Source organism: Paenibacillus brevis, from assembly GCF_018919145.1.
Taxonomy (GTDB): Bacteria; Bacillota; Bacilli; order Paenibacillales; family Paenibacillaceae; genus Fontibacillus; species Fontibacillus brevis.
This window is the reverse complement of record NZ_JAHLQJ010000001.1, coordinates 176854-201485: the sequence shown is the minus strand read 5'-3', so window position 1 is coordinate 201485 and position 24632 is coordinate 176854. Positions and strand designations below refer to the sequence as shown.

At 51.4% G+C, this 24632-nt stretch carries 17 protein-coding genes; 13 read left to right on the top strand and 4 right to left on the bottom strand.

Annotation, left to right across the window (positions count from 1 at the left end; translation table 11 throughout):
- The first annotated feature begins 6 nt into the window (after positions 1-6).
- The 4 genes from KQJ23_RS00945 (at position 7) to KQJ23_RS00930 (ending at position 8606) form a co-directional block, all read left to right on the top strand.
- Positions 7-3108, top strand: a complete 3102-nt coding sequence (locus KQJ23_RS00945; protein ID WP_216476715.1) for an alpha-mannosidase — start codon at positions 7-9, stop codon at positions 3106-3108.
- Positions 3109-3151: 43 nt separating this feature from the next.
- Entirely contained in the window at positions 3152-4471 is a 1320-nt protein-coding gene (locus tag KQJ23_RS00940) for a glycoside hydrolase family 125 protein (RefSeq protein ID WP_216476714.1), read from the top strand.
- Positions 4472-4729: 258 nt separating this feature from the next.
- Complete coding sequence (locus tag KQJ23_RS00935) at positions 4730-5725, top strand: glycoside hydrolase family 130 protein (protein ID WP_216476713.1); 996 nt, start codon at positions 4730-4732, stop codon at positions 5723-5725.
- A 136-nt stretch (positions 5726-5861) separates the two neighbouring features.
- Positions 5862-8606, top strand: coding sequence for an alpha-mannosidase (locus KQJ23_RS00930; protein ID WP_216476712.1), 2745 nt, complete (start codon positions 5862-5864; stop codon positions 8604-8606).
- Between the two features lie 82 nt (positions 8607-8688).
- On the opposite strand, the gene KQJ23_RS00925 is transcribed toward KQJ23_RS00930, so the two are convergent.
- From KQJ23_RS00925 to KQJ23_RS00915, 3 genes are read right to left on the bottom strand one after another with little or no spacing between them, the layout of a single operon-like run.
- Entirely contained in the window at positions 8689-9549 is an 861-nt protein-coding gene (locus tag KQJ23_RS00925; protein ID WP_216476711.1) for a sugar phosphate isomerase/epimerase family protein, read from the bottom strand.
- Between the two features lie 52 nt (positions 9550-9601).
- Positions 9602-10477 carry a sugar phosphate isomerase/epimerase family protein gene (locus KQJ23_RS00920; protein WP_216476710.1) on the bottom strand — a complete coding sequence of 292 codons (876 nt, stop codon included), beginning with the start codon at positions 10475-10477 and terminating at the stop codon, positions 9602-9604.
- A complete protein-coding gene (locus KQJ23_RS00915) occupies positions 10461-11549 on the bottom strand; it encodes a Gfo/Idh/MocA family protein (protein WP_216476709.1) in 1089 nt (362 codons plus the stop codon). Before KQJ23_RS00915 ends, KQJ23_RS00920 begins: the two co-directional genes overlap by 17 nt.
- Before the next feature lie 90 nt (positions 11550-11639).
- On the opposite strand from KQJ23_RS00915, the gene KQJ23_RS00910 reads away from it, so the two are divergent.
- Positions 11640-12500, top strand: coding sequence for a helix-turn-helix transcriptional regulator (locus tag KQJ23_RS00910; protein WP_216476708.1), 861 nt, complete (start codon positions 11640-11642; stop codon positions 12498-12500).
- A 287-nt stretch (positions 12501-12787) separates the two neighbouring features.
- Complete coding sequence (locus KQJ23_RS00905) at positions 12788-13804, top strand: phosphotransferase (RefSeq protein WP_216476707.1); 1017 nt, start codon at positions 12788-12790, stop codon at positions 13802-13804.
- A gap of 8 nt (positions 13805-13812) precedes the next feature.
- Here the strand turns inward: KQJ23_RS00905 and KQJ23_RS00900 are convergent, their stop codons facing one another.
- Positions 13813-16140 (bottom strand): AraC family transcriptional regulator, encoded by a 2328-nt coding sequence (locus KQJ23_RS00900; RefSeq protein WP_216476706.1) that lies wholly within the window; start codon positions 16138-16140, stop codon positions 13813-13815.
- A gap of 256 nt (positions 16141-16396) precedes the next feature.
- On the opposite strand from KQJ23_RS00900, the gene KQJ23_RS00895 reads away from it, so the two are divergent.
- From KQJ23_RS00895 to KQJ23_RS00865, 7 genes are all read left to right on the top strand, one after another.
- Positions 16397-17335 (top strand): ABC transporter permease, encoded by a 939-nt coding sequence (locus KQJ23_RS00895; RefSeq protein ID WP_216476705.1) that lies wholly within the window; start codon positions 16397-16399, stop codon positions 17333-17335.
- Positions 17336-17344: 9 nt separating this feature from the next.
- Positions 17345-18229, top strand: coding sequence for a carbohydrate ABC transporter permease (locus KQJ23_RS00890; RefSeq protein WP_216476704.1), 885 nt, complete (start codon positions 17345-17347; stop codon positions 18227-18229).
- 75 nt (positions 18230-18304) lie between these two features.
- A complete protein-coding gene (locus KQJ23_RS00885) occupies positions 18305-19858 on the top strand; it encodes a DUF3502 domain-containing protein (protein WP_216476703.1) in 1554 nt (517 codons plus the stop codon).
- A gap of 30 nt (positions 19859-19888) precedes the next feature.
- The gene (locus tag KQJ23_RS00880) at positions 19889-20932 is read left to right on the top strand and encodes a glycoside hydrolase family 130 protein (RefSeq protein ID WP_216476702.1); all 1044 of its coding nucleotides are present in this window, start codon (positions 19889-19891) and stop codon (positions 20930-20932) included.
- Positions 20933-21108: 176 nt separating this feature from the next.
- The gene (locus KQJ23_RS00875; RefSeq protein WP_216476701.1) at positions 21109-22080 is read left to right on the top strand and encodes an AAA family ATPase; all 972 of its coding nucleotides are present in this window, start codon (positions 21109-21111) and stop codon (positions 22078-22080) included.
- Between the two features lie 15 nt (positions 22081-22095).
- Positions 22096-23211, top strand: coding sequence for a DUF58 domain-containing protein (locus KQJ23_RS00870; RefSeq protein ID WP_249529408.1), 1116 nt, complete (start codon positions 22096-22098; stop codon positions 23209-23211).
- A 57-nt stretch (positions 23212-23268) separates the two neighbouring features.
- Positions 23269-24597: a hypothetical protein gene (locus KQJ23_RS00865; RefSeq protein ID WP_216476699.1), complete on the top strand. Its 1329-nt coding sequence runs from the start codon at positions 23269-23271 to the stop codon at positions 24595-24597.
- Positions 24598-24632: the final 35 nt, after the last annotated feature.

Sequence of the window (24632 nt, the reverse complement as noted above, 5' to 3'; positions counted from 1 at the left end):
TATATTATGGAACGGATCAGACGTTTTATCCGGGAACTGACAGAGGCTCAGTGGCTGGAGCAACGCAGCCTGGATTGGAAGATTACCGCCAATACTTACCTGATTCCCGGCAAGTACACGGAGGAGAAGCCCTATCTCGAGGACGGAACTCTGGATAGATTTCCAAGCACACAAGGCACAACCTACTTCTTCCGGACGAAGCTGGACATTCCGAAGCCATGGCAGACCGGCCATGTCGGCTTGGTCTTCGCTTCCGGCGGAGAAGGACTGCTGCGCATCAACGGCAAATCGGCACAGGGCCTGGACCGCAATCATACCTTCGTTACTTTGGACACGGAAGAACCGGGACAACCCCTGGAGCTGGAGATCGAGCTGTATGACCCGATTCCGGAGCCGGTTGACCCGCTGAATCAGCAGGCGGTCATTCAGCCTCCGATCACTCGGGTTGACAGCCAGCTTGTACTCGTCAACCCGGCGGTACAGAGCTTGATGTATACGGCGATCGTTATTCGCGATTCGGCGGTTCTGCTGCCGGAGCAAGATTTCCGCCGTACGCGCTTGATCGAGGCGCTATATACCGCTATGGATGAATTTGTAGCCCTGGACGAGGCAGCGATCCGCGAAGGCAGCCCGCTAACCGGGATTGAACAGCGGCTGTCGGCACGGGTAAAGGAAATTGGCGGCAATGCCGAGGGCCTGATTCATATGGTGGGTCAATCCCATATTGATATCGCCTGGTTATGGCCCATTCGGGAAACGGTACGTAAGGCGAGCCGGACCTTTTCAACCGTGGATGCCCTGATGAATGAATATCCGCAGTACCGTTATGCCCAGAGCCAGCCGCAGCTATTTGCCTATCTGAAGGATAATGATCCTGAGCTGTATGAACGAGTGAAGGAGCGAATCAAGGAAGGACGCTGGGAACTGGTCGGCGGGATGTGGGTCGAGCCAGACCTGAACTTGCCGAGCGGGGAATCGTTGATGCGGCAAATGCTGTATGGACAACGCTTCTACCAGGAGGAATTCGGGCTGACCTCGGATATCGAATGGCTGCCGGATACGTTTGGTTACTGTGCTTCGCTGCCGCAAATTTTGCAGCACGGAGGCATCCGCTATTTCATGACCACGAAGCTGGGATGGAATGACACCAACGTATTCCCTTACGACCTGTTCCATTGGGTAGGCATTGACGGAACGCCGATGCTGTCCTACTTGAACCATGGCGTTAACGAAAACACGCTGCCGAAGGATGTGCACGAGCACTGGCAGTCCTTCCGCGAGAAGGCTGTTCATCCGGAGCAGATGCTGTTATACGGACATGGAGACGGCGGCGGCGGAGTGACGCGTGAAATGCTGGAATACATTGACCGGGCCGACCTGATGGTGGGACAGCCGGGCAGCGAATACAGTACTGCCGCAGCATTCTTTGCGGGTATTGAAGCCGCTGATCCGAAGCTTCCGGCATGGCACGGTGATCTGTATCTCGAGCTGCACCGCGGCACGTATACCACGCATGGCCGTAATAAGCGCAGCAACCGGAAGGCGGAAATTCTGTACCGGGAAGCCGAGGTCTGGAACACGCTGGCAGCCCCGTCCATGGCTGAAGAGCATCAAAACGAGGTTCGCGGCTCGCTGCATGACGGCTGGAAGCTGATTCTGCTGAATCAGTTCCATGACATTATCCCCGGCTCCGCGATTACAGAAGCCTATGTCACTTCCACCAAGGAATATACGGAGATTTTCGAAAAGGGAGACAGCGGTCTGCAGGCTGGTCTGGCCGCATTGGCAGCTCAAGTATCCACGGCAGGCGAAGGCAAGCCTTATATCATCTTTAACAGCCTGGGCTGGTCCCGGGATATGATCGTATCCCTGCCTGAATTATCCTCCGAAAGCGGCTTGGCTGTATATGATGAGCAGGGAGTACGTCTTCCATACGAAGTGCGTTCAGATCTTGATGGGGAAGTAGCGGCTAGACTGCTTGTGCCTGGTGTGCCTGCTCTCGGCTACAAAACGGTCTGGCTGCGGAAAGAGACGGCGGGAGCACCTGAGACAGCTGTGGTGGAGCAGGAATTGAAAGGGGAATGGGAGACTTCCTATTACCGCCTGAAGTTCAACGGGCGCGGCGAAATCGTCAGCTTGTGGGATAAGACCGCCCAGCGTGAGATGGTGAAAGCCGGCGAAGCGGCCAACCGGTTCCATTTCTATCATGACCGTCCGACGCTGTGGGATGCCTGGGATATTGATCCTCGCTACGAGCAGCAGCCAGCGGGCGATGTTAAGCTGATCGAACCTGCCGTAGCAGCAAAGGGACCTGTTCAAGACGTGCTGCGATTCCGCTATCGTCTGGGGCAGTCCGAGATCATTCAAGAGATGATTCTGTATCATCATGACCAGCGGATCGATTTCCATACGAAGGTGAACTGGAACGAATCCCATAAGCTGTTGAAGGTCGGCTTCCCGGTTGACGTGGTCACGGATAAGGCGACCTATGAGATTCCTTTTGGCGCTCTGGAGCGTCCGACACATCGCAATACCAGCTGGGAGCAAGCGCAGTTTGAGGTATGCGGACATCGCTTCGCCGATGTCTCCGAACGGGGCTATGGCGTCAGCCTGCTGAATGACTGCAAATACGGCTACGACATTCAAGGCAGCACCATGCGTCTGTCCCTGTTGCGTGCGCCGAAGTGGCCGGATATCAGCGCGGATCTGGGCGAGCATGAGTTTACGTATTCGCTGTATCCGCACCAAGGGGACTGGCAAACAGCCCATACCCTGCGTGCGGCGGCGGAGCTGAATCACACGCCGGTTGCGCTGGCGGCCGAGCCCCATGCAGGCGAACTGCCTTCCGTGAAGTCTCTCATTGATTTTACCGGCGAGCATGTTGTACTGGATACGGTGAAGCCGGCAGAAGACGGAAACGCTGTGATTGTACGCTTGTATGAATCCGCTGGCGGACGCGAACAGGTTTCGCTGAACTGGCCGGGTCTGAAGCTGGCTTGTCTGTCCAATGCATTGGAAGAGGACGGGGAAAGACTGTCGACGACAGAAGGCGGTATAGAGCTGAGCTTCGCTCCGTTTGAGATTAAGACGGTTAAAATTTATGTGTAATCCAAGAAACCGGAAACTATGGGATTAAAGGAGTGGAACCTGTATGGAACAATTCAGACTTCCTAAGATAGATATGCCGGCATTGGAATTGCCGGCGGCAGTTCAATCCGTTCTGTCCGAAGCCGAAGAGAAGCTGGCTCATCGCCCTAAGCTGCTCAAGCTGTTCAAGAACTGCTTTCCGAACACGCTGGAGACGACGACCAAGCTGATGGAGGATGGCACGACTTTCGTCATCACGGGAGATATTCCGGCCTCTTGGCTGCGCGACTCCGTGGAGCAGGTCATTCATTATGTGCCGCTTGCCAAGGAAGATGCGGATTTGCAGCGTATCATCGCCGGCTTGATTAAGCGCCATGTTCAATACGTGCAGATTGATCCCTATGCCAATGCGTTCAATGAAACCGCTAATGATTGGCACTGGAACGCTGCAGACAAGACGGACATGTCGCCTTGGGTATGGGAACGCAAATTCGAGATCGATTCCTTGTGCTTTGTTGTTCGTCTTGCTTATACGTACTGGAAGGAGACCGGACGCGCCGATATTTTCGATGCCGGGTTCAAGGCAGCGATGCGCACGATCTATGACGTGTTCCGGACCGAGCAGCATCATGCCGAGCAATCGCCCTACCGCTTCATGCGGAACAATGGCATTCCGGAGGACTCGCTGCAGAACCAGGGACTCGGCATGCCGGTTAACTATACCGGGATGATCTGGTCCGGCTTCCGCTCGAGTGACGATGCCTGCGATTTCCATTACAACATCCCTGGAAATATGTTTGCCGTAGTCGCTCTGCGTCAAATGCAGGAATTTGCGGAATGGGTATTCCGTGACCTGGAATTCCTGGAGGAACTGAAGCAGCTCGAACTGGAAGTGGATCACGGGATCAAGCGGTATGGTATTTATCGCCATCCGGAATTCGGACCGATCTATGCCTACGAGACCGACGGCTTCGGTAACTACTGCCTGATGGACGATGCAGGAACGCCGGGCATTATGTCGATTCCTTACCTTGGCTATGTCACAGCAGATGATCCGATTTACCAGAACTCCAGACGCTTTGCACTTAGCAAGGAGAATCCGTTCTATTTTGAAGGAAAAGCGGCCAAGGGAATCGGCAGTCCGCATACACCGCAGGATTATATCTGGCATATGGCTTTGTCGATGCAAGGAATTACGGCGACGACAGCGGAAGAAAAGCTGGAAATGATCGCGATGCTGGAAGCGACGGATGCGGATACGGGCTTCATGCATGAAGGCTTCCATGCCGATGATCCAACCGTCTTCACCCGCAAATGGTTCGCTTGGTCGAACAGTCTGTTCTCCCAGCTCGTCTATCGGGCGATGAAGGACGGCATTTTGTAATATTGATGAATTGCTTCGTGATCAAAAGATGAGTTTTGAATCTATAAAGTTGAAATAAAAAGCTACGTTGAAAAGGCATAAGTGTGAAGTGTTTTGATAGAAGCGGTAGCGTTCGCCTTTGTGAGCGGAGTTCTACCTTCTTATGGCTTAGTTCAATCAGAGAAATCCGCGAACAACAGCGATCGTAAGAACACTTCACACGCTGCCCTCTGAACGTAAATTCATTAGTTCAACTTTTTTAAAAAAGGAGATATGAACATGGCTAAAATTATTGGCAACGCCCTGCCAAATATTCCTTGGCAAGAGAAACCGGCAGGCAGCAACTCGCCGGTTTGGCGCTATTCTGCAAATCCGATCATCCCGCGGGATGCCATTCCGAACTCGAACAGTGTTTTCAATTCCGCCGTTATTCCGTTTGGCGACGGCTTTGCGGGAGTGTTCCGCTGCGACTCCAAGTCGGTCAGCATGGATATTTTCGCAGGCTTCAGTAAAGACGGCGTAAATTGGGAAATCAATCATGAGCCGATCCAATTCGAAGGCGACGAGTATATCACCAAGAGAGAGTATCGTTATGACCCTCGTGTGTGCCAGATCGGGGACCGCTATTACATTACTTGGTGTAACGGCTACCATGGCCCAACGATCGGTCTGGCTTATACCACAGATTTCAAGACATTCCATCAGCTCGAGAATGCGTTCCTTCCGTACAACCGTAACGGCGTGCTGTTCCCGCGCAAAATCGGAGATAACTACGCAATGGTCAGCCGTCCGAGCGACACGGGTCATACTCCGTTCGGTGACATTTTCTACAGCGAGAGCCCTGACCTGACGTTCTGGGGTAAACACCGCTATGTGATGGGTACCATCAATGGAGATGCATCGGCATGGCAGTCCAAGAAAATCGGACCAGGACCGGTTCCAATTGAAACGGACAAAGGCTGGTTGTTGATTTACCATGGCGTTATTAATACTTGCAATGGCTTTGTATACCGTATGGGTGTTGCCCTGCTGGATAAGGATGAGCCTTGGAAGGTATTGGGACGTTCGCGGAACTATATTCTCGGGCCTCAAGAGCTGTATGAGTGCGTAGGCGACGTACCAAACGTAACCTTCCCTTGCGCGGCATTGGCTGATGCCGACACAGGACGCATCGCTATTTATTACGGCTGTGCGGATACAGTGACAGGCATTGCCTTCACAACCGCAGACGAATTGATCGAATATATGGAAAAGTTCCCGCTGGAAGAGGCATAAGCCTGTCCGGACTTAAGAGGAGCCGCTGTCTTGCTTCAACCGGAGGAAGAGGGCGGCTTCTCCCTGCGTGATCAGGTGTATTTGTGAGCGCGCAAAAGATAATTTGCAAACTAATCAAAGGGTGGGAGGCGTAGACATGACCAAAAAGAGAAGGGCACATATTATTTCCCATACACACTGGGACCGGGAATGGTATTTGCCATATGAGAAGCACCATGTCCGGCTGATCGCATTGGTGGATGCCTTGCTGGACAAGCTGGATCAGGGCGGAGAGTTCAAGAGCTTTTATCTCGACGGACAGACCATTATTCTGGAGGATTATCTCCAGGTTCGGCCGGAGAACAAGAAACGTCTGGAAAAGCATATCCGGGACGGACGGATTCTTATCGGTCCATGGTATATCTTGCAGGATGCCTTTTTGACGAGCGGTGAAGCCAATGTGCGCAATATGCAAATCGGGCATCAGGATGCCAAGCGCTACGGGGAGCCGGCGAAGATCGGTTATTTCCCGGATACGTTCGGGCTGGTTGGACAGACTCCGCAATTGATGCAGCAGTCCGGCATCGGCAATGCCTTCTTTGGACGCGGCGTGAAGCCTACTGGCTTCAATAATACCGTAGCGGACGGAGGCTATGAATCCTCCTTCTCCGAGTTGATCTGGGAAGGTCCGGATGGGTCCAAGGTGCTGGGCATTCTATTCGCGAACTGGTATTCCAACGGGAATGAAGTGCCGGTTGAAGAAGAAGCGGCGAGAGCCTACTGGGACCGGAAGCTGGCTGATGCGGAGAAATATGCGTCGACTGGCGAGCTGCTGTATATGAACGGGTGCGACCATCAGCCGATCCAGCTGGATCTGCCTGAGGCGATTGCTATGGCGGAGAAGCTGTACCCGGATACCGAGTTCATCCATTCCAATCTGCCTGATTACTTGAAGGCGCTGGAGCAGGCATCTGAAGGCAAAACCCTGTCCATGGTACAAGGAGAGCTACGCAGCCAAAGAACGGATGGCTGGGGAACCCTCGTGAATACCGCCTCGGCGCGGGTTTACCTGAAGCAGATGAATCAGGAAGGCCAGGCGATTCTGGAGAAGGTAGCGGAGCCGCTAGCCTCGATGGCGCACCTGCTGGGCAAGAAGTATCCGCATCACCTGTTTACCTATGCCTGGAAGACCCTGATGCAGAACCATCCTCATGACAGCATTTGCGGCTGCAGCGTGGATGAGGTGCATCGCGAGATGGTTACGCGGTTCGCCAAGAGCAAGGATGTGGCAGAGACGATTATCGACGACAGCAAGACCGTTATCGCGGATGCCGTTGATACTTCCGGATTTGCCGCTTATGGGGAGGACCCGCTTCCGGTACTTGCCTTTAATACAACCGGCTGGACCCGCAGCGGAGTAATCACAGTGGAGCTGGATGCAGCAAGATTGTACCTGCGCGAGGGCTTTACCCTGGAAGAAACCGCCCGTCGCATGAAGGAAACGGATCTGAGTGGCCGCGTACTGGTAGATGAGCAAGGGAATGTCGTTGATTGCACGGTAGAAGACCTCGGTTTGTTGTTTGGTTACGATCTGCCGGATGACCAGTTCCGTCAACCGTATATGTGCCGCAAGGTTCGGATTACCTTCCGTGCGGCGGAGGTTCCGGCATTGGGCTTGCGGGCATATGCCTGGGTACGCAGTGCGAAAACTTCAGCATCTGCTGCTTCAACATTGCTGACCGGTAGCCGGACGCTGGAGAATGCTTCGCTGAAGGTGGAAATCTCCGAAGACGGCTCGTTTGTACTGACAGACAAGGTCTCAGGCCGGGTCTACCGGGATCTCGGGACTTACGAGAACACCGGGGATATCGGTAATGAATATATGTACAGACAGCCAGAAGGGGAGTCCCCGCTAACAACCAAGGGACTGCCTGCAGACATTACAGTACTGGATGACAAGCCATACCGTGCATCTGTGAAAATAGCTCATCAATGGCTCATCCCGGCTTCTGCGGATGAACTGCTGGATCAAGAGCAGCGCGAACTGGTCTATTACCCGAATCGCAAGGCACAGCGCAGCAAGACGCTCGTTCCGATGGAGATCGTAACGGTATTGTCGCTGGAGGAAGACGGCAAGGGATTGCAAATCGAAACCAAGCTGAACAATCAAGCAATGGATCATCGGGTACGCATGCTGTTCCCTACAGATCTTCAGGCATCGCAGCACCGTGTGGACTCGATGTTTGAAATCGCTGAGCGCAACAACAAGCCGGCACCTGAATGGGAAAATCCAAGCAATACCCAGCATCAGCAAGCCTTCGTTGAAGTTGGCAACGGAAAAGAAGGCTTGGTTGTAGCCAATCTTGGCTTGAATGAATACGAGGTTCTGCGTGACGGACGCAATACGATTGCTGTCACTCTGCTGCGTGCTGTAGGCGAGCTTGGAGACTGGGGATTGTTCCCGACGCCGGAGGCGCAATGCCTTGGCGGGCATACCTTCCAAATGGAAGTTATCCCATACAGCGGCGGCGAGCGCGGAGCACTGAGTGCTTATACGGAGGCTTATCAGTTCCAGATTCCTTGGACGGCGTGCCAGACTGATGTTCATGAAGGAAAGGTTGCGCCGAACTACTCGCCATTGTACTGGGAAAGTGCAGAGCTTGCCTTCTCCTCGATGAAGATGAATGAAGAGACCGGAGATCTTCTTCTTCGCTGGTACAATATGTGCCGTCAAGGCACAGAGCTCAGCCTGAAGCTGGAGATTCCTTCGGATCATATCTACAAAACAACCATTCTGGAGGAACCAGGCAAGCCGCTTGCCGCTAATGCAATCGGTGGTCTGTCCCTGCCAGTCGGCAGTTGTGAAATTGTCACACTCGGCATTAACAGAGCAACTAAATAAAATGATGCGATAAAAGGAAAAGCAAGAGACCATCCTGGTATTATTGCCGAGGATAGGTCCCTTGCTTTTTTTGTGCTGAGTGCTAGGCTTCGTCCCAGAGGCGCTGCACATTTTGGAAAGCGATCCGGGTGCCGGTCAGGCAATCCTCCATACCTTCGTATTCAATCGACAGATATCCGTTATACCCGGAGCTCTTGATCAGCCGCAGAATTTCCCGTAAGTCAAGGTCGCCGTGACCGGCAATGGCTCCGCGCAGATAGTTGCCTCCTGCGCTTCGGAACCAGCCCTCGCCAGGATTATGGCAGGAAGGGCGAATATAGAAGTCCTTGATATGCACCATCGAGGCAAGCGGCAAATTAGCTTTAACAGCGGTGACCGGGTTTTCATCAACACACACAAAATTGCCGACGTCCAGCGTTGTTTGGAAATTAGGACGACCTACCGCATGGATAAGCGTTTGAACCCGGTCGCTTGCTTGAACATAATAGCCGTGATTCTCGACGCTCGTCGTGATTCCATAGTCTGCCGCATGATCGGCGATGCGCCGGCAGGCCAGCGCAATCCGCTCCAGGTCTTCATTAAACCGGAGGATGGACGTGTCTTCTCTTGATGCAACATCATGTCTCATCAGCTTCACGCCCAAGCGGGCCGCACGGTCAACCTCCGAGATCACCCGTTGAATCTCTGCCTCATAGGCTTTGTCGCTATCAGTAATAAAATTGGCTCCAATGGCATAATTGGATATATCTATCGATAAGCTTGCCGCTTTTTGGACTAGCTTCTCTACCAGCTCCGGCGTTTCTTCGAAGCTAAAGCCTAGTCCGGGCACGATTTCAACATGCCTTGCTCCGATTTCCGCTGCCCAAGCAAGCACATCCTCGATATTCATGCGCCCATGATGCATAGCCTGATACAGGCTGTACGAGCTGATTCCCAGCTTCATTCTCGCTCATCTCCCTGTTCCTTCATCTTAGATCCGTGGAGGATCGGCTCACTTAGCGAAATTTCTGAATGAATTGAACTGCCTTGGAAATATCGGCAGCCGGATCTGCGCCTACCTCGCGCTCGATCGTCAGGTATCCCTGATAGCCGATAGCTTGCAGGGCCTTAAAGTAAGCGTTGAAGTCTACACTTCCTTCACCCAGCGGCAGCTCCTCAAAGGCAGAGCCGGAAGCGGCCATGTCGGCAATGGCCTCATGATCCATGGCAGTATAGCCGAGATAGCCGTAAACCTCCTTCGGATCAATCGGACGATGACGGGTCCCGTCCTTGACATGGGTATGCACAATATAATCCTTCAACAGGTGCACGCCTTGTACCGGATCATCTCCGGTAACCATGACCATATTGGCCGGATCAAAGTTAACGGAGACACCGTTTGTACTTAGCGTGTCCAGAAAGCTCTTCAGATGAGCAGCTGGCTCAGGCCCGGTCTCAATGGCGAAGTAGGCGTCCAGGCTCTTCGCATAAGTACCCAGTTCTTCACAAGCCTGCTGCATGGCTGCGTAGATCGGTCCGTTCTTGTCCTCCGGAACGATACCGATGTGCGTCGTAACAATGTTGGTCCCCAGATCCAGGGCAAGCTCCAGAATCCGCTTCGATTTCTCGATCTTTGCCGGATTGGCCGCAGCATCCTGGAAGCCGTGTCCGGCCAAATCTCCGCATAGAGCAGAGATCTCCAAGCCGAGGCCGTCGATAAAGCTTCGCAGCTCACGCCGTTTGCTTGCGGTTAATACCGCAGGATCCATCTCGCCGGAGACGGCATAGATTTGAACGCCGTCTGCTCCAACCTCGCGTGCCTTTCTCAATCCTTCAATTACGCCAAGGCCGAAGCTGTCTACAATTACACCGATTTTATTGTTCAGCTGCATTTGTACCCTCCTCATCCAAACGGATTTCTCTTCCTTCAGCTGCGGAACGATAAATCGCATTCAATATCTTGATCATCTCAACCCCGTCCTCGACAGGACAGATGTTTTGAGAATTGCCAAGACAATTGTTTACGAAATGATTGATTTCCCGGTTGAAGCTTTCCTGGAAATCGAAGCCGGGACGGCTAATTTGCGGGTCAATATTGATGATGGTATTGTGTTGTTCCGTCGCAATCGACAGCTTGGGCTCGATTTCTGCTCCTCCGCGGTCTCCGTAGATGTTGACCTGAGCAGAATCGTTTTTCGCATGTAGAGAGAAGCTGACATCAACCATCAAGGAGGCGCCATTCTCGAAGCGGATCAAGGCATTAGCCATATCCTCCACAGTATTCTTGGAGGCATCATAATCGGCAGCCTGATAGAAATCATAGTTTTCGATATGCGAGCGATTACCAAGTTTGTTATAGGTATTGCCGCTGACAGACACGGCCTTTGGCTTGCCCATCAGATACCAGCACAGATCAATGACGTGCACGCCGATATCGATCAGCGGACCGCCCCCGGAACGTTCCCGATCCGCGAACCAACCGCCCGGATTGCCCAAGCGCCGGACAAGGCTGGCCTTGGCATAATAAATTTCTCCAAGATCGCCAGCATCTATAAACCGCTTCAGCACCTCAATGTTGGAGGCGTGCCGTCTAACGTAGCCGACTTGAAGGAGCTTACCGCTCTGTCTCACTGCTTGCTCAATCTCAAGCGCATCGTCGACTGTCTTGCACAGCGGTTTCTCGCAGAGAACATTTTTTCCTGCCTGGAGAGCGGCGATGCTGATTTCAGCATGAGAATTATTCCAGGTACAGATGCTCACCGCCTCGATTTCGGGGTTTGCCAAAAGCTCTCTGTAGTCGGTATAGGTATGAGGAATCTGGTAGCGTTCGGCGATGGCCTGAGCGCGTTCCAGCTTGAGGTCGCACACGGCAACCAATTTGACTTGGGGATTGGCTGCATAAGCCTTCAAATGAGATTCGGATATGGAGCCGCAGCCGATTAGTCCAATGTGTACATATTTCATGACCGGGATTCATCCTTTCCATATAAATATGTTATATTTATTCAACTAAGATTAATCTAGCACAGCTTGATAAAGGAGAGAATGTGCAGGATGGTAAAGTATATGGACTATATGATCAGCAAAAGTCCGATTCGGGTATTTGCTCCGGCGGTGGATTCAGCGAGGCGAAGAATCAGAACCCTCTCCATGGTAAACGCAGGCCATCTGCCTGGACGGACGCTGCAAAGGGAGAAGGCCGTCTTCAAATACTGGGCCGTTGTCATCATTACTGGAGGCCAGGGGTATTATCAGGTTGATGAAGGAGAGGTTCAGCCGGTAAGAGCAGGTTCATGGTTCTGCCTTTATCCGGGCAGTGAATTCAACTATGGCCCGGATGAAGGCGGCTATTGGGATGAGTATTATTTCACCGTGGAGGGAAGCCGGCTAGAGGAATGGCTCAGGGACTGGTTGTTTCCTGACGGGAAAGTGCAGCCGGTCGTGGTGGATGAAATTCTGATTCAGCGGATGGAAGGCTTGTTCAGACTGATTGATAGCGGGGCTCCCGATAATCTGGACCGGGCGGTGCTGCAGTTGGAAATGTTCCTTTATGAGCTTGTTTCACTAAAGGAAGGCCATGCAGCAGGCAACCGGGAGCAATTTGCGCTGAGAATTATAGAAGATTTGAGCCATTCTCTGGATACTTCGATAACTGCAGCTGCTACCGCGGCCAAGCATCATATTTCTGTATCCACGCTTCGCCGGATCATTCATGAATATACCGGTTATCCCTTCAATGAATTTATACATCGCCTGAAAGTAGCGGAGGCGCGAAATATCTTGCTGAACACAGAGCTGTCGATCAAGGAAATTGCCGAGCATTTAGGGTATCATGATATGTTTTATTTTTCTCGTATATTCAAGAGAATTACAGGAGTGGCGCCAAGGGAGTACCGGAATCGGGTGGGGCCTTGAACGGGCGTTCTTGGACAGATTATATTTTTGGGGTTGTTCAAAAAGTCAACTTTTGATCACGAAGAGTCTCAAGAAGTTGATTCGACATCGAATCCTGCGTTCGCCCTAGAAGTCCGAGCGGATGCTTACGAGGCATGCTTCCTTTGGAAGCATTTCGCTCAAGTAGGTTTTGCCTATACTCCGTTCCTCCTTCTTCGGATTCTCGCAAACTTCTCGGTGCTGAAAAGCTGATTTGTTGAATTTGTATTATAATGGACATACATAGGACAGAAACGGAGTGGGCCTGAATGGCGGAGAAGACGGTAAAGAAATTTTGGCCGGAATGGGAGGGAGAGGCGCGCGAGGGCGCGAGCGGTTGGAACAATACAACCCGCTACCTTGAAAATAACGGACTGAACTGCGTGCTGCGGATTTATGAGACGCATCGGGAGGAGAAAAAGGTTGCCTTCGAGCACGATATTTTGATGAAGCTGGCATCAGAACCACTTAGCTTCCAGATTCCTTCGCCCGTAAGGACGCCAGAGGGATCGACCATTATTCGCATGGAAGACGGCAGCGGCAGATTCGCCTGTCTCTTTGAATATATTGAAGGCGTATCCCCGAAGCCGGAAGCGTTCCGGGCCGCCTATTCCTTCGGTCTGGCAGCAGCAGAGTTATCCGAGACCTTGGCGCGGACCGTTCCCTCTTTAGAGCCGGCATACCCGCCCTATTACGAGATTGCAAAAGCGTATCCTTTATGCAGTCCTGACACGGTCCAATCATTCTGTGAGCAGCCTGAGGATGCTTTTTCAGATCTCGGAGAACCCCTTCGTCTGCTGCGCGAGGCTTGCATGGAAGTATTTGACCGTCTGGATGAGCTGGAGCAGCTGCCAAAGCAGCTTATCCACGGGGATCTGAATCCTTCGAACCTTCTGGTCGATGAGCATCACCCCGAGGAAGTCTGCGCACTGTTAGATTTTGAATTTTGTACGATGGATATCCGGGTCATGGAGCCGGCAGTAATTCTTGCCGATCTCATTGGCAGCGGCAAGAAGGAGCAGGCAGAGCAATTCTGCGCGGGCTTCGGCAGCCGTCTTCGCTTGTCTTCCCGAGAGGTTGCGGTCATTCCGCTGCTGCTTCGGCTGCGCAAGGTAGATGTATTTCTTCATTTCATGAGTCGGTATTTGAATGGAACAGACGGTCCTGAAGTGTTAAGAGCCCAGATTGTGACGCAGGCGGCAGGCCTGAGAGAGCTAAGGATGGATACCCTCTGGCTGCGCGATCTGTTGAGAGAGCATCTGCTGGATCACATGAATCGGGAATAAACAAACTCTCAAGTGAGCTGATCGCTATCCTTTTTATACATTTTTCGATATTGTGCCGGTGTGACTCCATAAACCTTTTTGAACACCGTGTAAAAGGTGTTTAAGGATGAGAACCCGTAGGTTGAAATAATCGGCTCAATCGGCGAGTCGGATGCCAGCAGTTCCTGGCAAATGTACTCCAGGCGCTTCTGTGAAATCGTGTCCGTGATAGATTGATTGGTTTCCGCTTTATACAGGCTCCGTAAATAATTAACGGACAGGCCAAGCTCATCGGCGAGCATTTTGGAAGACAGATTCGGATTGCTGAGCTGTTTTGCGATAATCCTCTCCACATCCTCAACAAAGCCGGCATTTTTGGATTGGGTGCGAGCAGCAGCTAGATCATCCAATGCTTTCGTAAGCATATGGTCTATCCAGGGAACCAGATTGTCCAGTGTTTCAAGCTTGATAATCTGGTTCTCCACCGAAGTTAATCCGAAGGAGCTTGGCAGCGGCTTGGCGGACTGGTCCTGAATTAGCCGGCGCATATCCATGAACAGCGTGATCAGTGACATTTTGCATTCAAAATAAGGCAGCATCCGCAAAGCACCCACCGATTGGTGCATGATTTCAAGCGCGGTATCTGCATTCGTTTTATGAATTGCTTGGGCTAGTTGGCGTTCTTTATCAATCGGCAAGTGATAAACCTCTCCTGAATTCCCCTCCAGATACATCTTGGCGATTACGGCTCCGTGGCCAAACCGGAATCGCTCTTGCGTCAATTCGTAGGTTTCCAGATAGGCTTCGTGGATGTCGTTCAGATGCTGCAGCGTTCCTCCCCAGGCAACGGTTGTGCCGATCGAAAGATATTGCTGTACGAGCTGTTGAGTAACCTTCAGATTTGCGATGAATTCCTCGGCCGGACTGTTTACGGAAATGATAACTGCGACATGGTCATGTCCCATATCGACCGTTTGAAGGTGCTGCTCGGCCATCCTTAGCGACTCATGGACAATATTGCCCATGGCAAATCGGAGCAATCGGCGGTCCTTTTCCGGATAGGTGTCCATAAATTCCGGGAAATAATCGATCCGGAAAATGACGATCGACACATTTTCCTCAGGCAACTCAATCTCCCATTCCTCGGATTGACTCTTTATTTCCTCTCTTACAAGTGAACCCCTGCCAAGAAGCTCGCGCAAAAATCGTTCTCTTCCCAATATCTTGCTGTGTCTCCAATGATCGGTCAATTCGACGATCTGCTCTTGCTGGGCTGTGAAGACGCTGGATAGATAGTCCAGTTCGTTGGCTGACCGGCCTTGGCTGAAGGTCTCGGCTTGGTGTTGCTTCATGACGTTACTGACCAGATCCTGAATCGGAGAGTAGACTCGCTTGGAGATCAAGACAGTGACAGCAAGCGAGGCCAGGAACAGCCCGGCAAACAAAAGTATGGTGAGGTCGCGAAGCACATCGATTTTCTTCAGAATCAGATCCCTCGGAATGCCCTCGATAAAGCTCCAGTTTTGAATACCTTTAATGGAAGCATTAGAGTACACGATCAATTGCTTCTCCTGATCGCGCGGCTTGTATATTTCCCATCCGCTCATGCCATGGGCCCGATCCCTGTATTCCTGAATCTGTTCTCCATTCAATGAAATGCTGCTGAATACTCGTTCGTTATGGTCATTAAGGACCATGATGATCCGGTCCTGGTATTGAGAATTATTCTGGAGCAGTGTCATCAATTCCCGGGTATCGACATTGAGCACGAATGCCGAAATGGAGCTGCCCTTTTCATAGAGTCTGACAATTGTAATGACGTCCTTGAAGGCACCGCCGTTGAGCGGCTCAGGCAGCTTTCTTGGAATCAGCACAGTCTGGTCGGACTGCGACGGGTTCCGGAGTCGATTCAGAATGTCCTGGTCATAGAAGCTAGCCGCCTCGTTCAGGCCGAGCCTGGAATCAATTACTGTATCTGTATAGTCGTTGATCAGATAGACGGAATCAATAGAAGGATTGGACATTTTGATGCCCATCAGGCGGTTCCACACCTCGTAGGTTTCATAATCGCTATAGTGGTCGGAGAGAGCGTACACCTTAAGCTCGCTGTCGTTGCTGGAGGAAAACGCGAAGTCCAGGGACCACTCCATCAAGCGGGCGGTATTACGGGCTCCGTTCACCAGGAGAGATTCCGAGTGCTCCCCGATCTCTTCAACGAGCGTACGGGAGGATTGCGAATAAAGCACCAGGAACGAAATGGCCAGAACCAGCACGTTGACGCTGACAAAGTAAAAAATAATCCTCATATAGGTCGGATGCTTTTGGAATGATTTTAAAAGTGAAATTCGGAATTTCATCTACAGGAACCCCCTGCACTTGATAGATCTATAGCCACATTATTGTAGCATACAGGATGATTTCATCAGCAAAATCGTTCATTTCCGGGATCGTGTTGTTTTTGGGAAGGCAGAAATCCGCGTTTATAGGAAGGGGTGAAGCATGCCGGAATTGCCGGCATTCCTTGGGCTTGATATGGTTGCGTCATCGGGAACGCCGTGTATTACACACGCCTCCCTTCTAAAGGCAACTTGACATAAGGAGGTATGAACAACCATGCAAGCTGAACGAAAGGCCAGGAGAGGATCCAAGCTGAGACAAATCGCGAACAATCCTTTTCTATATGTAATGGCCGTACCGGGTCTACTGTTTTTCTTGATCTTCAGTTACCTTCCGATTTACGGAATTACGATTGCGTTCAAGGATTACAACTTTTCCAAAGGAATTACGGGAAGCGAATGGGTTGGCTTTAAAAATTTCGACTATTTTTTCACGTCCGACGATTTCTGGATCGTCCTGCGCAACACGCTCGGTCTAAATCTGCTATTTATTATATTTACGACCATTACCGCCGTGTTGATCGCACTCATGTTCAATGAGATTCGAAACAAGTATTTCAAGCGGATATCGCAATCGCTCATTTTTCTTCCTTATTTCATGTCCTGGATCGTAGTCGGCATGATTGTCCAATCGCTGTTCGGCGGGGAAGAACCTATGATCAACGCATGGCTGCAAGGGCTGGGTATGGAGCCGATTAACTGGATGTTTGAAGCGAAGCTATGGCCAGCGATTTTAACGGTAATCCGAGTCTGGCAGGGAGCGGGATACTTGTCTATTATCTTCCTCGCCGCCATTACCGGCATCCCTGAAGACATGTATGAGGCGGCCCGGATTGACGGTGCGTCCAAGCTGCAGATTATGCTGCGGATCACGCTTCCCCTGCTCGTTCCGACCATCATGATTATGACTTTGCTGTCTGTCGGCAAAATCTTCAATGGTGATTTCGCGATGATCTACGCGATTATCGGAGACAATTCTCTTCTGTACCCGACGACCGATGTCATCGATACCTTTGTGTTCCGCTCCATGCGGCAGTTACACGATTTCGGAATGTCCTCGGCCGTTGGATTGTTCCAATCGGTAATGGGTCTGCTGTTCGTGCTGGCTGCCAATTGGGTGACCCGCCGAGTATCCAAAGAATCGGCTTTATTCTAGGAGGTTATCATGAGACAGAAACAGAGTGCTTCGGACCGCGTTTTTACGGGCACCGCTTATACATTCCTGATCTTATTCACCTTATTCTGCCTGTTTCCGTTCCTGCTGATGGTCATAGGCTCGTTTACGGATGAAGGAGAACTGATCGCACACGGCTATACTTTATTTCCTGAAAAATTATCACTCGCTGCATATGAAGCCGTACTTCAATCCGATGTATTGTATAACGGATACGCGGTCACCGTGTTTGTTACGCTTGCAGGTACCATCGGCGCACTATGTATCTCTGCGATGCTGGCCTATTCTTTGGCTAATAAACGGAATGTGCTGCAAACGCCGTTTTTGCTGTTTTGCTACTTGCCGATGCTCTTCTCTGGCGGGATCATTCCATTCTATATCGTAGTCAGCCAATGGCTAAATCTGCAAAACTCCATCTGGGTGCTGATTTTGACGCTGCTGTGCCAGCCGTTTCTCGTCTTCTTGCTGGTCAGCTTCTTCCGCACTATTCCGGAGGAACTGGAAGAGGCGGCGCGGATTGACGGGGCTAACGAGATGAGGATCTTTTTTCAGATTATGATTCCAATCTCTAAGCCGATCCTGGCTTCCGTCGGTTTGTTCTATGCGCTGAATTACTGGAATGACTGGTTTATGGGGTTGATGTTCATAGACAACGAGAAGCTGTACCCTTTACAGTTGATCCTGCGCAGAATGGTCTCCAACATGGAGGCTGCCAAGAATCTTATTCCATCTGCCGCGGCCATCTCGGTTACGCCGCCGACTTATGGCGTACGGATGGCGACGACCGTGCTGACGATCGGGCCGATTATTTTGCTCTATCCGATGCTGCAGAAGTATTTTGTTAAGGGCCTTACTGTGGGAGCAGTAAAAGGGTAGCCAAGGATTCCGGCATTAACCGGAGTCCTCCGGTTAAGCATAGATGTATTCATAAATGAATGGGAGGTTATAAGAATGAAATTAAACAAGTTTATGGGGACGGCTCTATCTCTGGTTCTGGCTTTATCATTGCTGCTGGCAGGCTGTGGCGGCAATAGCGGAAACGGCAAGACAGAAAACGCCGGACAGAACAATGGCGACAACGGGGGAAATGCTGCCGAAACCGTGGCGCCAAAGCCGAAGGAGACAGTCACATTGAAGGCTTATTTTCCCGGAGATAAGCCGGTAGGGTTCGATGAGGTATTGCAAGCGGTGAATGAGAAGCTGAAGAACGATAATATCGGGGCTCAGCTTAACGTCAATTTCTTGCCGTGGTCTGATTACGGCAATGCAGTAGCAGTCAAAATGTCTGCCGGCGAAGAATTCGATATGTATCTGGATGCGCCGTGGTTATCCATGAATCAGATGATCGCGAGCAATTCCATCCTGGAGCTCGATGCGATGGTAGCGGAGCGTCAGGAGCTGAAGTCATCGATCCCGGAAGAAATGTGGGAGTATAACAAATTTAACGGCAAGATTATGGGCATTCCGCTCGGTACGACTCAAGGGCCGGTATACGGCTTGCTTATTCGCAAGGACTTGCGCGAGAAGTATGGATTGCCAGAGATCAAGACGCTGGATGATTTGGAGAAATTCCTGTACACCGTCAAGGAACAGGAGACGGATATCAAACCGTTCGTTATTAATGGTATCAAGGCCGATAAACTGCCGTTCATCCTGAGCGAATCGGCAAATATGGCACTGGACGAAGTGCTGGAGATCGGGGTCAACATGTTTGCCTATTCTGTCAAGGACAAGAAGGTCGTTGGCCAATGGGAGAGCCCGATGATTGCGGATGCTTTTGAACGGGCGACGAAGTACTACAAAGACGGCATCCTATCTAAAAACATCGCTCAAGAACAAAATGCAGAGACATTGTTCAAACAAGGGAAATATGCTGCGACTTACTATGCGGCTGACGGGGTTGAAGGATTGAAATACAGCGAAATGCTCAAGGACGGCAGCGACAAGCTGGAGGTGTTCGTTCCTAACGGCGATCAGGCCAAGCCATATACGGCGTTCCAGCAGTGGAACTTCCTTTGTATCCCTGCATCCTCCAAGCACGCTGAACTGGCGATGGACGTTTCCAATTGGTTATCGATCAAGGAGAACCATGACTTGATGGAATACGGCATTCCGGGTAAAGATTGGGAGGCTATCGGCGACAGCAGTTATAAAGTGCTCTCGAACTACTCCTTCCCTGGGTATACGCTGACTTGGCGTCCGACACTGAATCGTACGCCGGATACAATGACAGAGGATGATAAGAAATGGTTCGATTTCTCGACCGACCCGACTAATTTCACCTTGAGTCCGACCGCCGGTTTTACATTTGATGCGGAAAAGGTCAAGACCGAGTATGCCAAGATTACGCCGTTCCATGATTCCTTATTTTTACCGCTTGCACAAGGACTGCTGCCGGCTGACAAAGGCAAGGAGCAATTAGATAGCAAGATTATGAGTGTTGGCGGCCAGAAGGTCATTGATGAAATTCAGGCTCAAATTGATGCGGTGACTGCCGGCAAGTAGCATAAGAGAAGGATTGGAGAGATTGGGAAAATGAACGTATATCGCTGTGAGAAAAATCCGGTGATTCGGACCGAGGATGTGACTCCTTCACGGCCCGATTTTAAAGTATTGGGTGCGTTTAATGCCGGTGTTGCAAAGGTTGGGGAAGAGACCATTCTGCTGCTGCGCATAGCTGAGGCACCGGTTTCAGAGAGGGAGGACGAGGTGCTTGTTCCTTTGCTGGATGCCGATGGCAAGGTGGTTGTGCACCATTACGACAAATCGGATTCCCGTTATGATTTCTCGGATTCCCGGTTTGTGGCGGTAAACGGGCAGGTGGTCATGCTGACTTCGATATCCCATCTTCGGGTAGCGCGAAGCCGGGATGGCGTGCACTTCGAGATTGAGCGCGAGCCGGCGCTGTTCCCGGAGCATGAGCTGGAAGCCTGGGGGATCGAAGATCCCCGGGTAACCCCAATTGGAGATACTTATTACATCACGTATAGCTCAGCATCCAGCCGGGGCGTGGGCGCAGGCTTGGCTGAGACAAAGGATTTTCGCAGCTTCAAGAGACATGGCATGATGCTGGCGCCGGAAAATAAGGATGTCATGCTATTCCCCGAGAGGATTAATGGCAAGTATGTCGCCATGCACCGTCCTGTCCCGAAGTCATTCGGGGCGCCTGAGATGTGGATTGCGGAATCGCCGGATCTGATTCATTGGGGCAATCACCGCTTTTTGATGGGACTTAGCGAGCAGGGCTGGGATTCAGCCCGTATGGGCGGCGGCGCAGTTCCAATCCGGACGGAACGGGGCTGGCTGGTGCTCTATCATGGAGCGGATTCCAAGCATCGTTATTGTATGGGAGCGGCATTACTCGATCTGAACGATCCGGGGATCGTGCTTGCCCGTTCGTCCCGTCCATTTTTGGAGCCGGAGGCGGATTATGAGGTGAAAGGATTTTTCGGCGGCGTGGTGTTCTCCTGCGGGGCAATCCAAATTGGAGATATTATCCGCCTATATTATGGGGCGGCGGACGAAGTAATGGCATTTGCCGATATTCCGCTGGAGGATATCTTCAGTACGTTGATGTAGACTACAGAAAAAATTGTGAGATAGTCAAGAAGAGTCGAGACGGGAAGCCACGGCATCCTGCTCGGCTCTTTTTTTAGTAACGCTTATGAATGCGTTTGGGTCAACCTCTACTTTTTTGATATGATTAATATATAACTAGATAGACACAAAATTACATAAAGGCGGTGCCAGTCTACATGAAGATGCAGAATGCTATGGATGTGGCAAGAAGAATTCGCAATAATATCGCTCAAGTGATCGTAGGCAAAGAAGAAGTGATCGACTTGCTGTTGGCGGCCTTGCTGGGTAATGGACATGTGCTGCTTGAGGATGTGCCCGGTACAGGCAAGACGCTGCTTGCGAAAGCGCTTGCTCGTTCGATGGACGGATCCTTCCGACGCATTCAGTTCACTCCGGACTTGCTGCCCTCTGACTTGAGCGGAATTAATTTCTACAATCAAAAATCAGGAGAGTTTGAATTTCGGCCAGGGCCGCTCTTCACAGAGGTCTTGCTTGCGGACGAAATCAACCGGGCAACCCCTCGAACGCAGTCCAGTCTGCTCGAATGTATGGAGGAACGTCAGGTTACTATTGATGGCACAACCCATGAGCTGGCAGGCATATTTTTCGTCATGGCGACTCAAAATCCGATTGATAATCAGGGGACATTTCCATTGCCGGAAGCTCAGCTAGACCGATTCCTGATGCGGATCGCCATGGGGTATCCGAGCTATCAGGAGGGCATTGATATTTTACAGCGTTATAGCAGTCATAATCCGCTGCTAGAGCTGGCTCCGGCGGCCTCCGCCGAGGAGATTTCGGAAGCGCAGCGGAGAACCGCGGAGGTTCATGTAACCGAGGATTTGTTGGGCTATATCGTGGCCGTTACCGAAGCGACCCGCAAGCATCCGGAGGTGCGGCTGGGGGCAAGCCCACGTGCGAGCGGTGCTCTTCTGCGCGCCGCTAAAGGCTATGCGTTCGTTCAAGGCAGAGATTATGTTGTACCGGATGATATTAAAGCTATTGCTGTTCCGGTGCTGGCCCATCGTCTTTTGCTGCGGCAGGGCCTCAATCTGGGGGAATCCAGAGAAGCCGGTATCGTTCGTCAGATTTTAAACGAAGTAACGGTGCCTGCGGAGGAGAACGCAAAGGGGAAGCAGGTGGATTGATCCATGCTTACCTGGATGATCATCAGCGTTCTGCTGATTTCGGGGCTGCTGATCCTGGTTTATGATCGATGGGGACTAAGAGGAATCGCTTATTCCCGCACTTTTTCTAAGCAAAGAATATTTGAGCATGAATCCCTCGATATGGTGGAGGTCATCTCCAATGCCAAGCTGCTGCCGCTCCCATGGCTTCGTTTGGAGTCGAGCATGCCGGTTGCCCTTCGATTCGGAGAGCAAGACAACTTGGGTGTGTCCGAGGGGAATATCTATCAGAATCATGTCAGCATGTTTCATCTAAGACCTTATAGACAAATTACCCGGAGACATCGGCTGACCTGTGTAAGGCGGGGCCATTATTCGCTGGAAACGGCAACGATGACCGGAGGAGATCCCCTGGGTCTCAGCTCAAAAGCAAGGCAGTTCAGCTTGAATTTGAAGCTGCTTGTATATCCGCAGATTCTTGCCATTCCCGAGCTGCCGCTCCCGAATCATAGCTGGCTCGGAAATCTGGCTGTACGGCGTTGGATTGTAGAGGATCCCTTTATGATTCAGGGAACGCGTGCTTATCGTTCCGGAGATACGCTCCGAAGCGTCAATTGGAAAGCAACGGCTCGAACAGGAAGTCTTCAGGTGCATCAACGCGGATACACCGCGGATCACAGGTTGATGATCTGTCTGAATGTGGAGTCAGCAGAATCTATGTGGCGCACCATTCTGGAACCGGAACGCATTGAGCTGGGTATCCGCTATGCAGTGTCTGTTGCCGCGTACGCCTTGAAGAACGGCATTGAGACCGGGATGCTATGCAACGGATGGGTCCAGGGGAGAGATCGGGAGTCAGTCCGGATTGGACCGTCCGGACATGCAGGTCAGCAGGAATGGCTGCTTGAGACTATGGCGGGCCTGATGCTGGAGCGTACTGTGTCGATGGTGAAGCTTCTTGATGAAGAGGCGGAGCTGGGGACTACGGATACGGATTATTTAATTATATCCTGTCACCGTGGCGAGAAGCTCCAGGAGGCCGTGAGAAAGCTGGAGCAGCTGGGAAATGGAATAGAGTGGATGGATATCCCTGAGTTGCCGAATAAGCCAGGGCAGGAAGCGCCTCCCGCTCATGAAGGAGGAACCGCATAATGGCCGAATGTGAATTTGAGGTGGGGTATGAATAACTCTAACCGTATTCGTCGTGGTATGTCCGCATTGCTTCGAGGCTGGATAACCGCCTTGACAGAAAATTTATTTTTTCTGCCTATAGTGCTCCTTATATATACCTATACAGTCCCGGATTACTACTCTTGGCTCGCAGTCTGGTTGCTCCCTGTAGTCTCTTTGTTTGGAGCAGGAGGACATGCGCTGGGACTCAAGGTTAGATGGAAACAAGTACTCGCAGCTTTTTTGCTGGGCCTGGGTTATGCGGGGCTTGTGATTTCTTCAGGCGGCAATCCTGTTCTTCATGCGGTTGTTGGAGGGATCTTGGCTATGCAGGCCATGACTGCTCCGAGCAGGGATAATCGGTTGAAGCTATATTGGATTGGGATCACCATCTACTTTATTGCCGGGATTGCCTTTCCGCGTTTTGATAAGCTCTCAGAATATATACCGATAATGACCGTATGCGGAATTCTCAGCTTGGCCATCCTGTTGTTCACCACAAACCGGCAATTTCTAAATTACAGTTCGCTTACCTCAAGTACGGAGAAAAGCAGAATTCCCAAGGGAGTGCGCCGCTACAATACCGTATGGATTGTATCAATTTTCGTAGTGGCACTATTACTAGCTGCCGGTGCAGGACGTTGGGCGGGAAATTTGCTGTTAGGTGTATTGAGGAGTATCGTGCAGTGGCTGTTGCGCCCATCGGACGAGCCGGCCAGTGAACTGGAGCCGCCTCCTTCGCAGGGCCCGCCTGCTGAAATGGTATTGCCGGAGGATACAGGCCCGCCGGGCTGGTTATCCCAAGCTCTCGATATTCTCTACAATATTGTTGCAGGAGCGTTATTCCTGCTTGTGATTGCTCTAATTGGATACGGGATTTATAAATATGCTGGTCCAACGTTGTCCAGACTGTTGCGCACGCTAAAGAAATTTCTCCTTCGCAGGGGAATAGAGCCTGCCAAGCAAGAATATGAGGATGAAGAAGTTCGTCTCACCATCCGCGGGAAGGCAGGAAGGAACCGGGGACAATGGGCGGGCAAATGGACCGCACGTCTTTTCAAGCAAGGGGAAGCCTGGGATAAGCTTCGGAACAATCGGGACCGGATTCGATATCTTTATCGAAGACAACGGCAGTTGGATGAATCGAGAGGAATATCGCAGCAACTCTCACTCACGCCAATCGAGCAGGAGCAGGAACTGCAGAGGCAGGTGTCAGTGACGGAAGGAAAAGGACGGCGAGCTTCAGCGGCGTACATGAGCCGAGAGGCAATGGAGCCTCTTCTGGAGGCGTATTACCGGGTACGCTATGGTGATCAGCAGCCTGGAGATGAAGAAGTTAAATTGCTTAAAGATAAGATACAGCCGTAGAAGCCTCATAGAGGAAGCCGGAATGACAAACTCAG

Excerpts from the sequence above, each read along its gene's own strand:
- KQJ23_RS00935 (WP_216476713.1), top strand. The coding sequence starts at position 4,730 with ATGGCTAAAATTATTGGCAACGCCCTGCCAAATATTCCTTGGCAAGAG.
- KQJ23_RS00940 (WP_216476714.1), top strand. The coding sequence starts at position 3,152 with ATGGAACAATTCAGACTTCCTAAGATAGATATGCCGGCATTGGAATTG.
- KQJ23_RS00880 (WP_216476702.1), top strand. The coding sequence starts at position 19,889 with ATGAACGTATATCGCTGTGAGAAAAATCCGGTGATTCGGACCGAGGAT.
- KQJ23_RS00945 (WP_216476715.1), top strand. The coding sequence starts at position 7 with ATGGAACGGATCAGACGTTTTATCCGGGAACTGACAGAGGCTCAGTGG.
- KQJ23_RS00875 (WP_216476701.1), top strand. The coding sequence starts at position 21,109 with ATGAAGATGCAGAATGCTATGGATGTGGCAAGAAGAATTCGCAATAAT.
- KQJ23_RS00910 (WP_216476708.1), top strand. The coding sequence starts at position 11,640 with ATGGTAAAGTATATGGACTATATGATCAGCAAAAGTCCGATTCGGGTA.
- KQJ23_RS00895 (WP_216476705.1), top strand. The coding sequence starts at position 16,397 with ATGCAAGCTGAACGAAAGGCCAGGAGAGGATCCAAGCTGAGACAAATC.
- KQJ23_RS00920 (WP_216476710.1), bottom strand. The coding sequence starts at position 10,477 with ATGCAGCTGAACAATAAAATCGGTGTAATTGTAGACAGCTTCGGCCTT.
- KQJ23_RS00900 (WP_216476706.1), bottom strand. The coding sequence starts at position 16,140 with ATGAAATTCCGAATTTCACTTTTAAAATCATTCCAAAAGCATCCGACC.
- KQJ23_RS00925 (WP_216476711.1), bottom strand. The coding sequence starts at position 9,549 with ATGAAGCTGGGAATCAGCTCGTACAGCCTGTATCAGGCTATGCATCAT.
- KQJ23_RS00890 (WP_216476704.1), top strand. The coding sequence starts at position 17,345 with ATGAGACAGAAACAGAGTGCTTCGGACCGCGTTTTTACGGGCACCGCT.
- KQJ23_RS00905 (WP_216476707.1), top strand. The coding sequence starts at position 12,788 with ATGGCGGAGAAGACGGTAAAGAAATTTTGGCCGGAATGGGAGGGAGAG.
- KQJ23_RS00870 (WP_249529408.1), top strand. The coding sequence starts at position 22,096 with ATGATCATCAGCGTTCTGCTGATTTCGGGGCTGCTGATCCTGGTTTAT.
- KQJ23_RS00885 (WP_216476703.1), top strand. The coding sequence starts at position 18,305 with ATGAAATTAAACAAGTTTATGGGGACGGCTCTATCTCTGGTTCTGGCT.
- KQJ23_RS00930 (WP_216476712.1), top strand. The coding sequence starts at position 5,862 with ATGACCAAAAAGAGAAGGGCACATATTATTTCCCATACACACTGGGAC.
- KQJ23_RS00915 (WP_216476709.1), bottom strand. The coding sequence starts at position 11,549 with ATGAAATATGTACACATTGGACTAATCGGCTGCGGCTCCATATCCGAA.
- KQJ23_RS00865 (WP_216476699.1), top strand. The coding sequence starts at position 23,269 with ATGTCCGCATTGCTTCGAGGCTGGATAACCGCCTTGACAGAAAATTTA.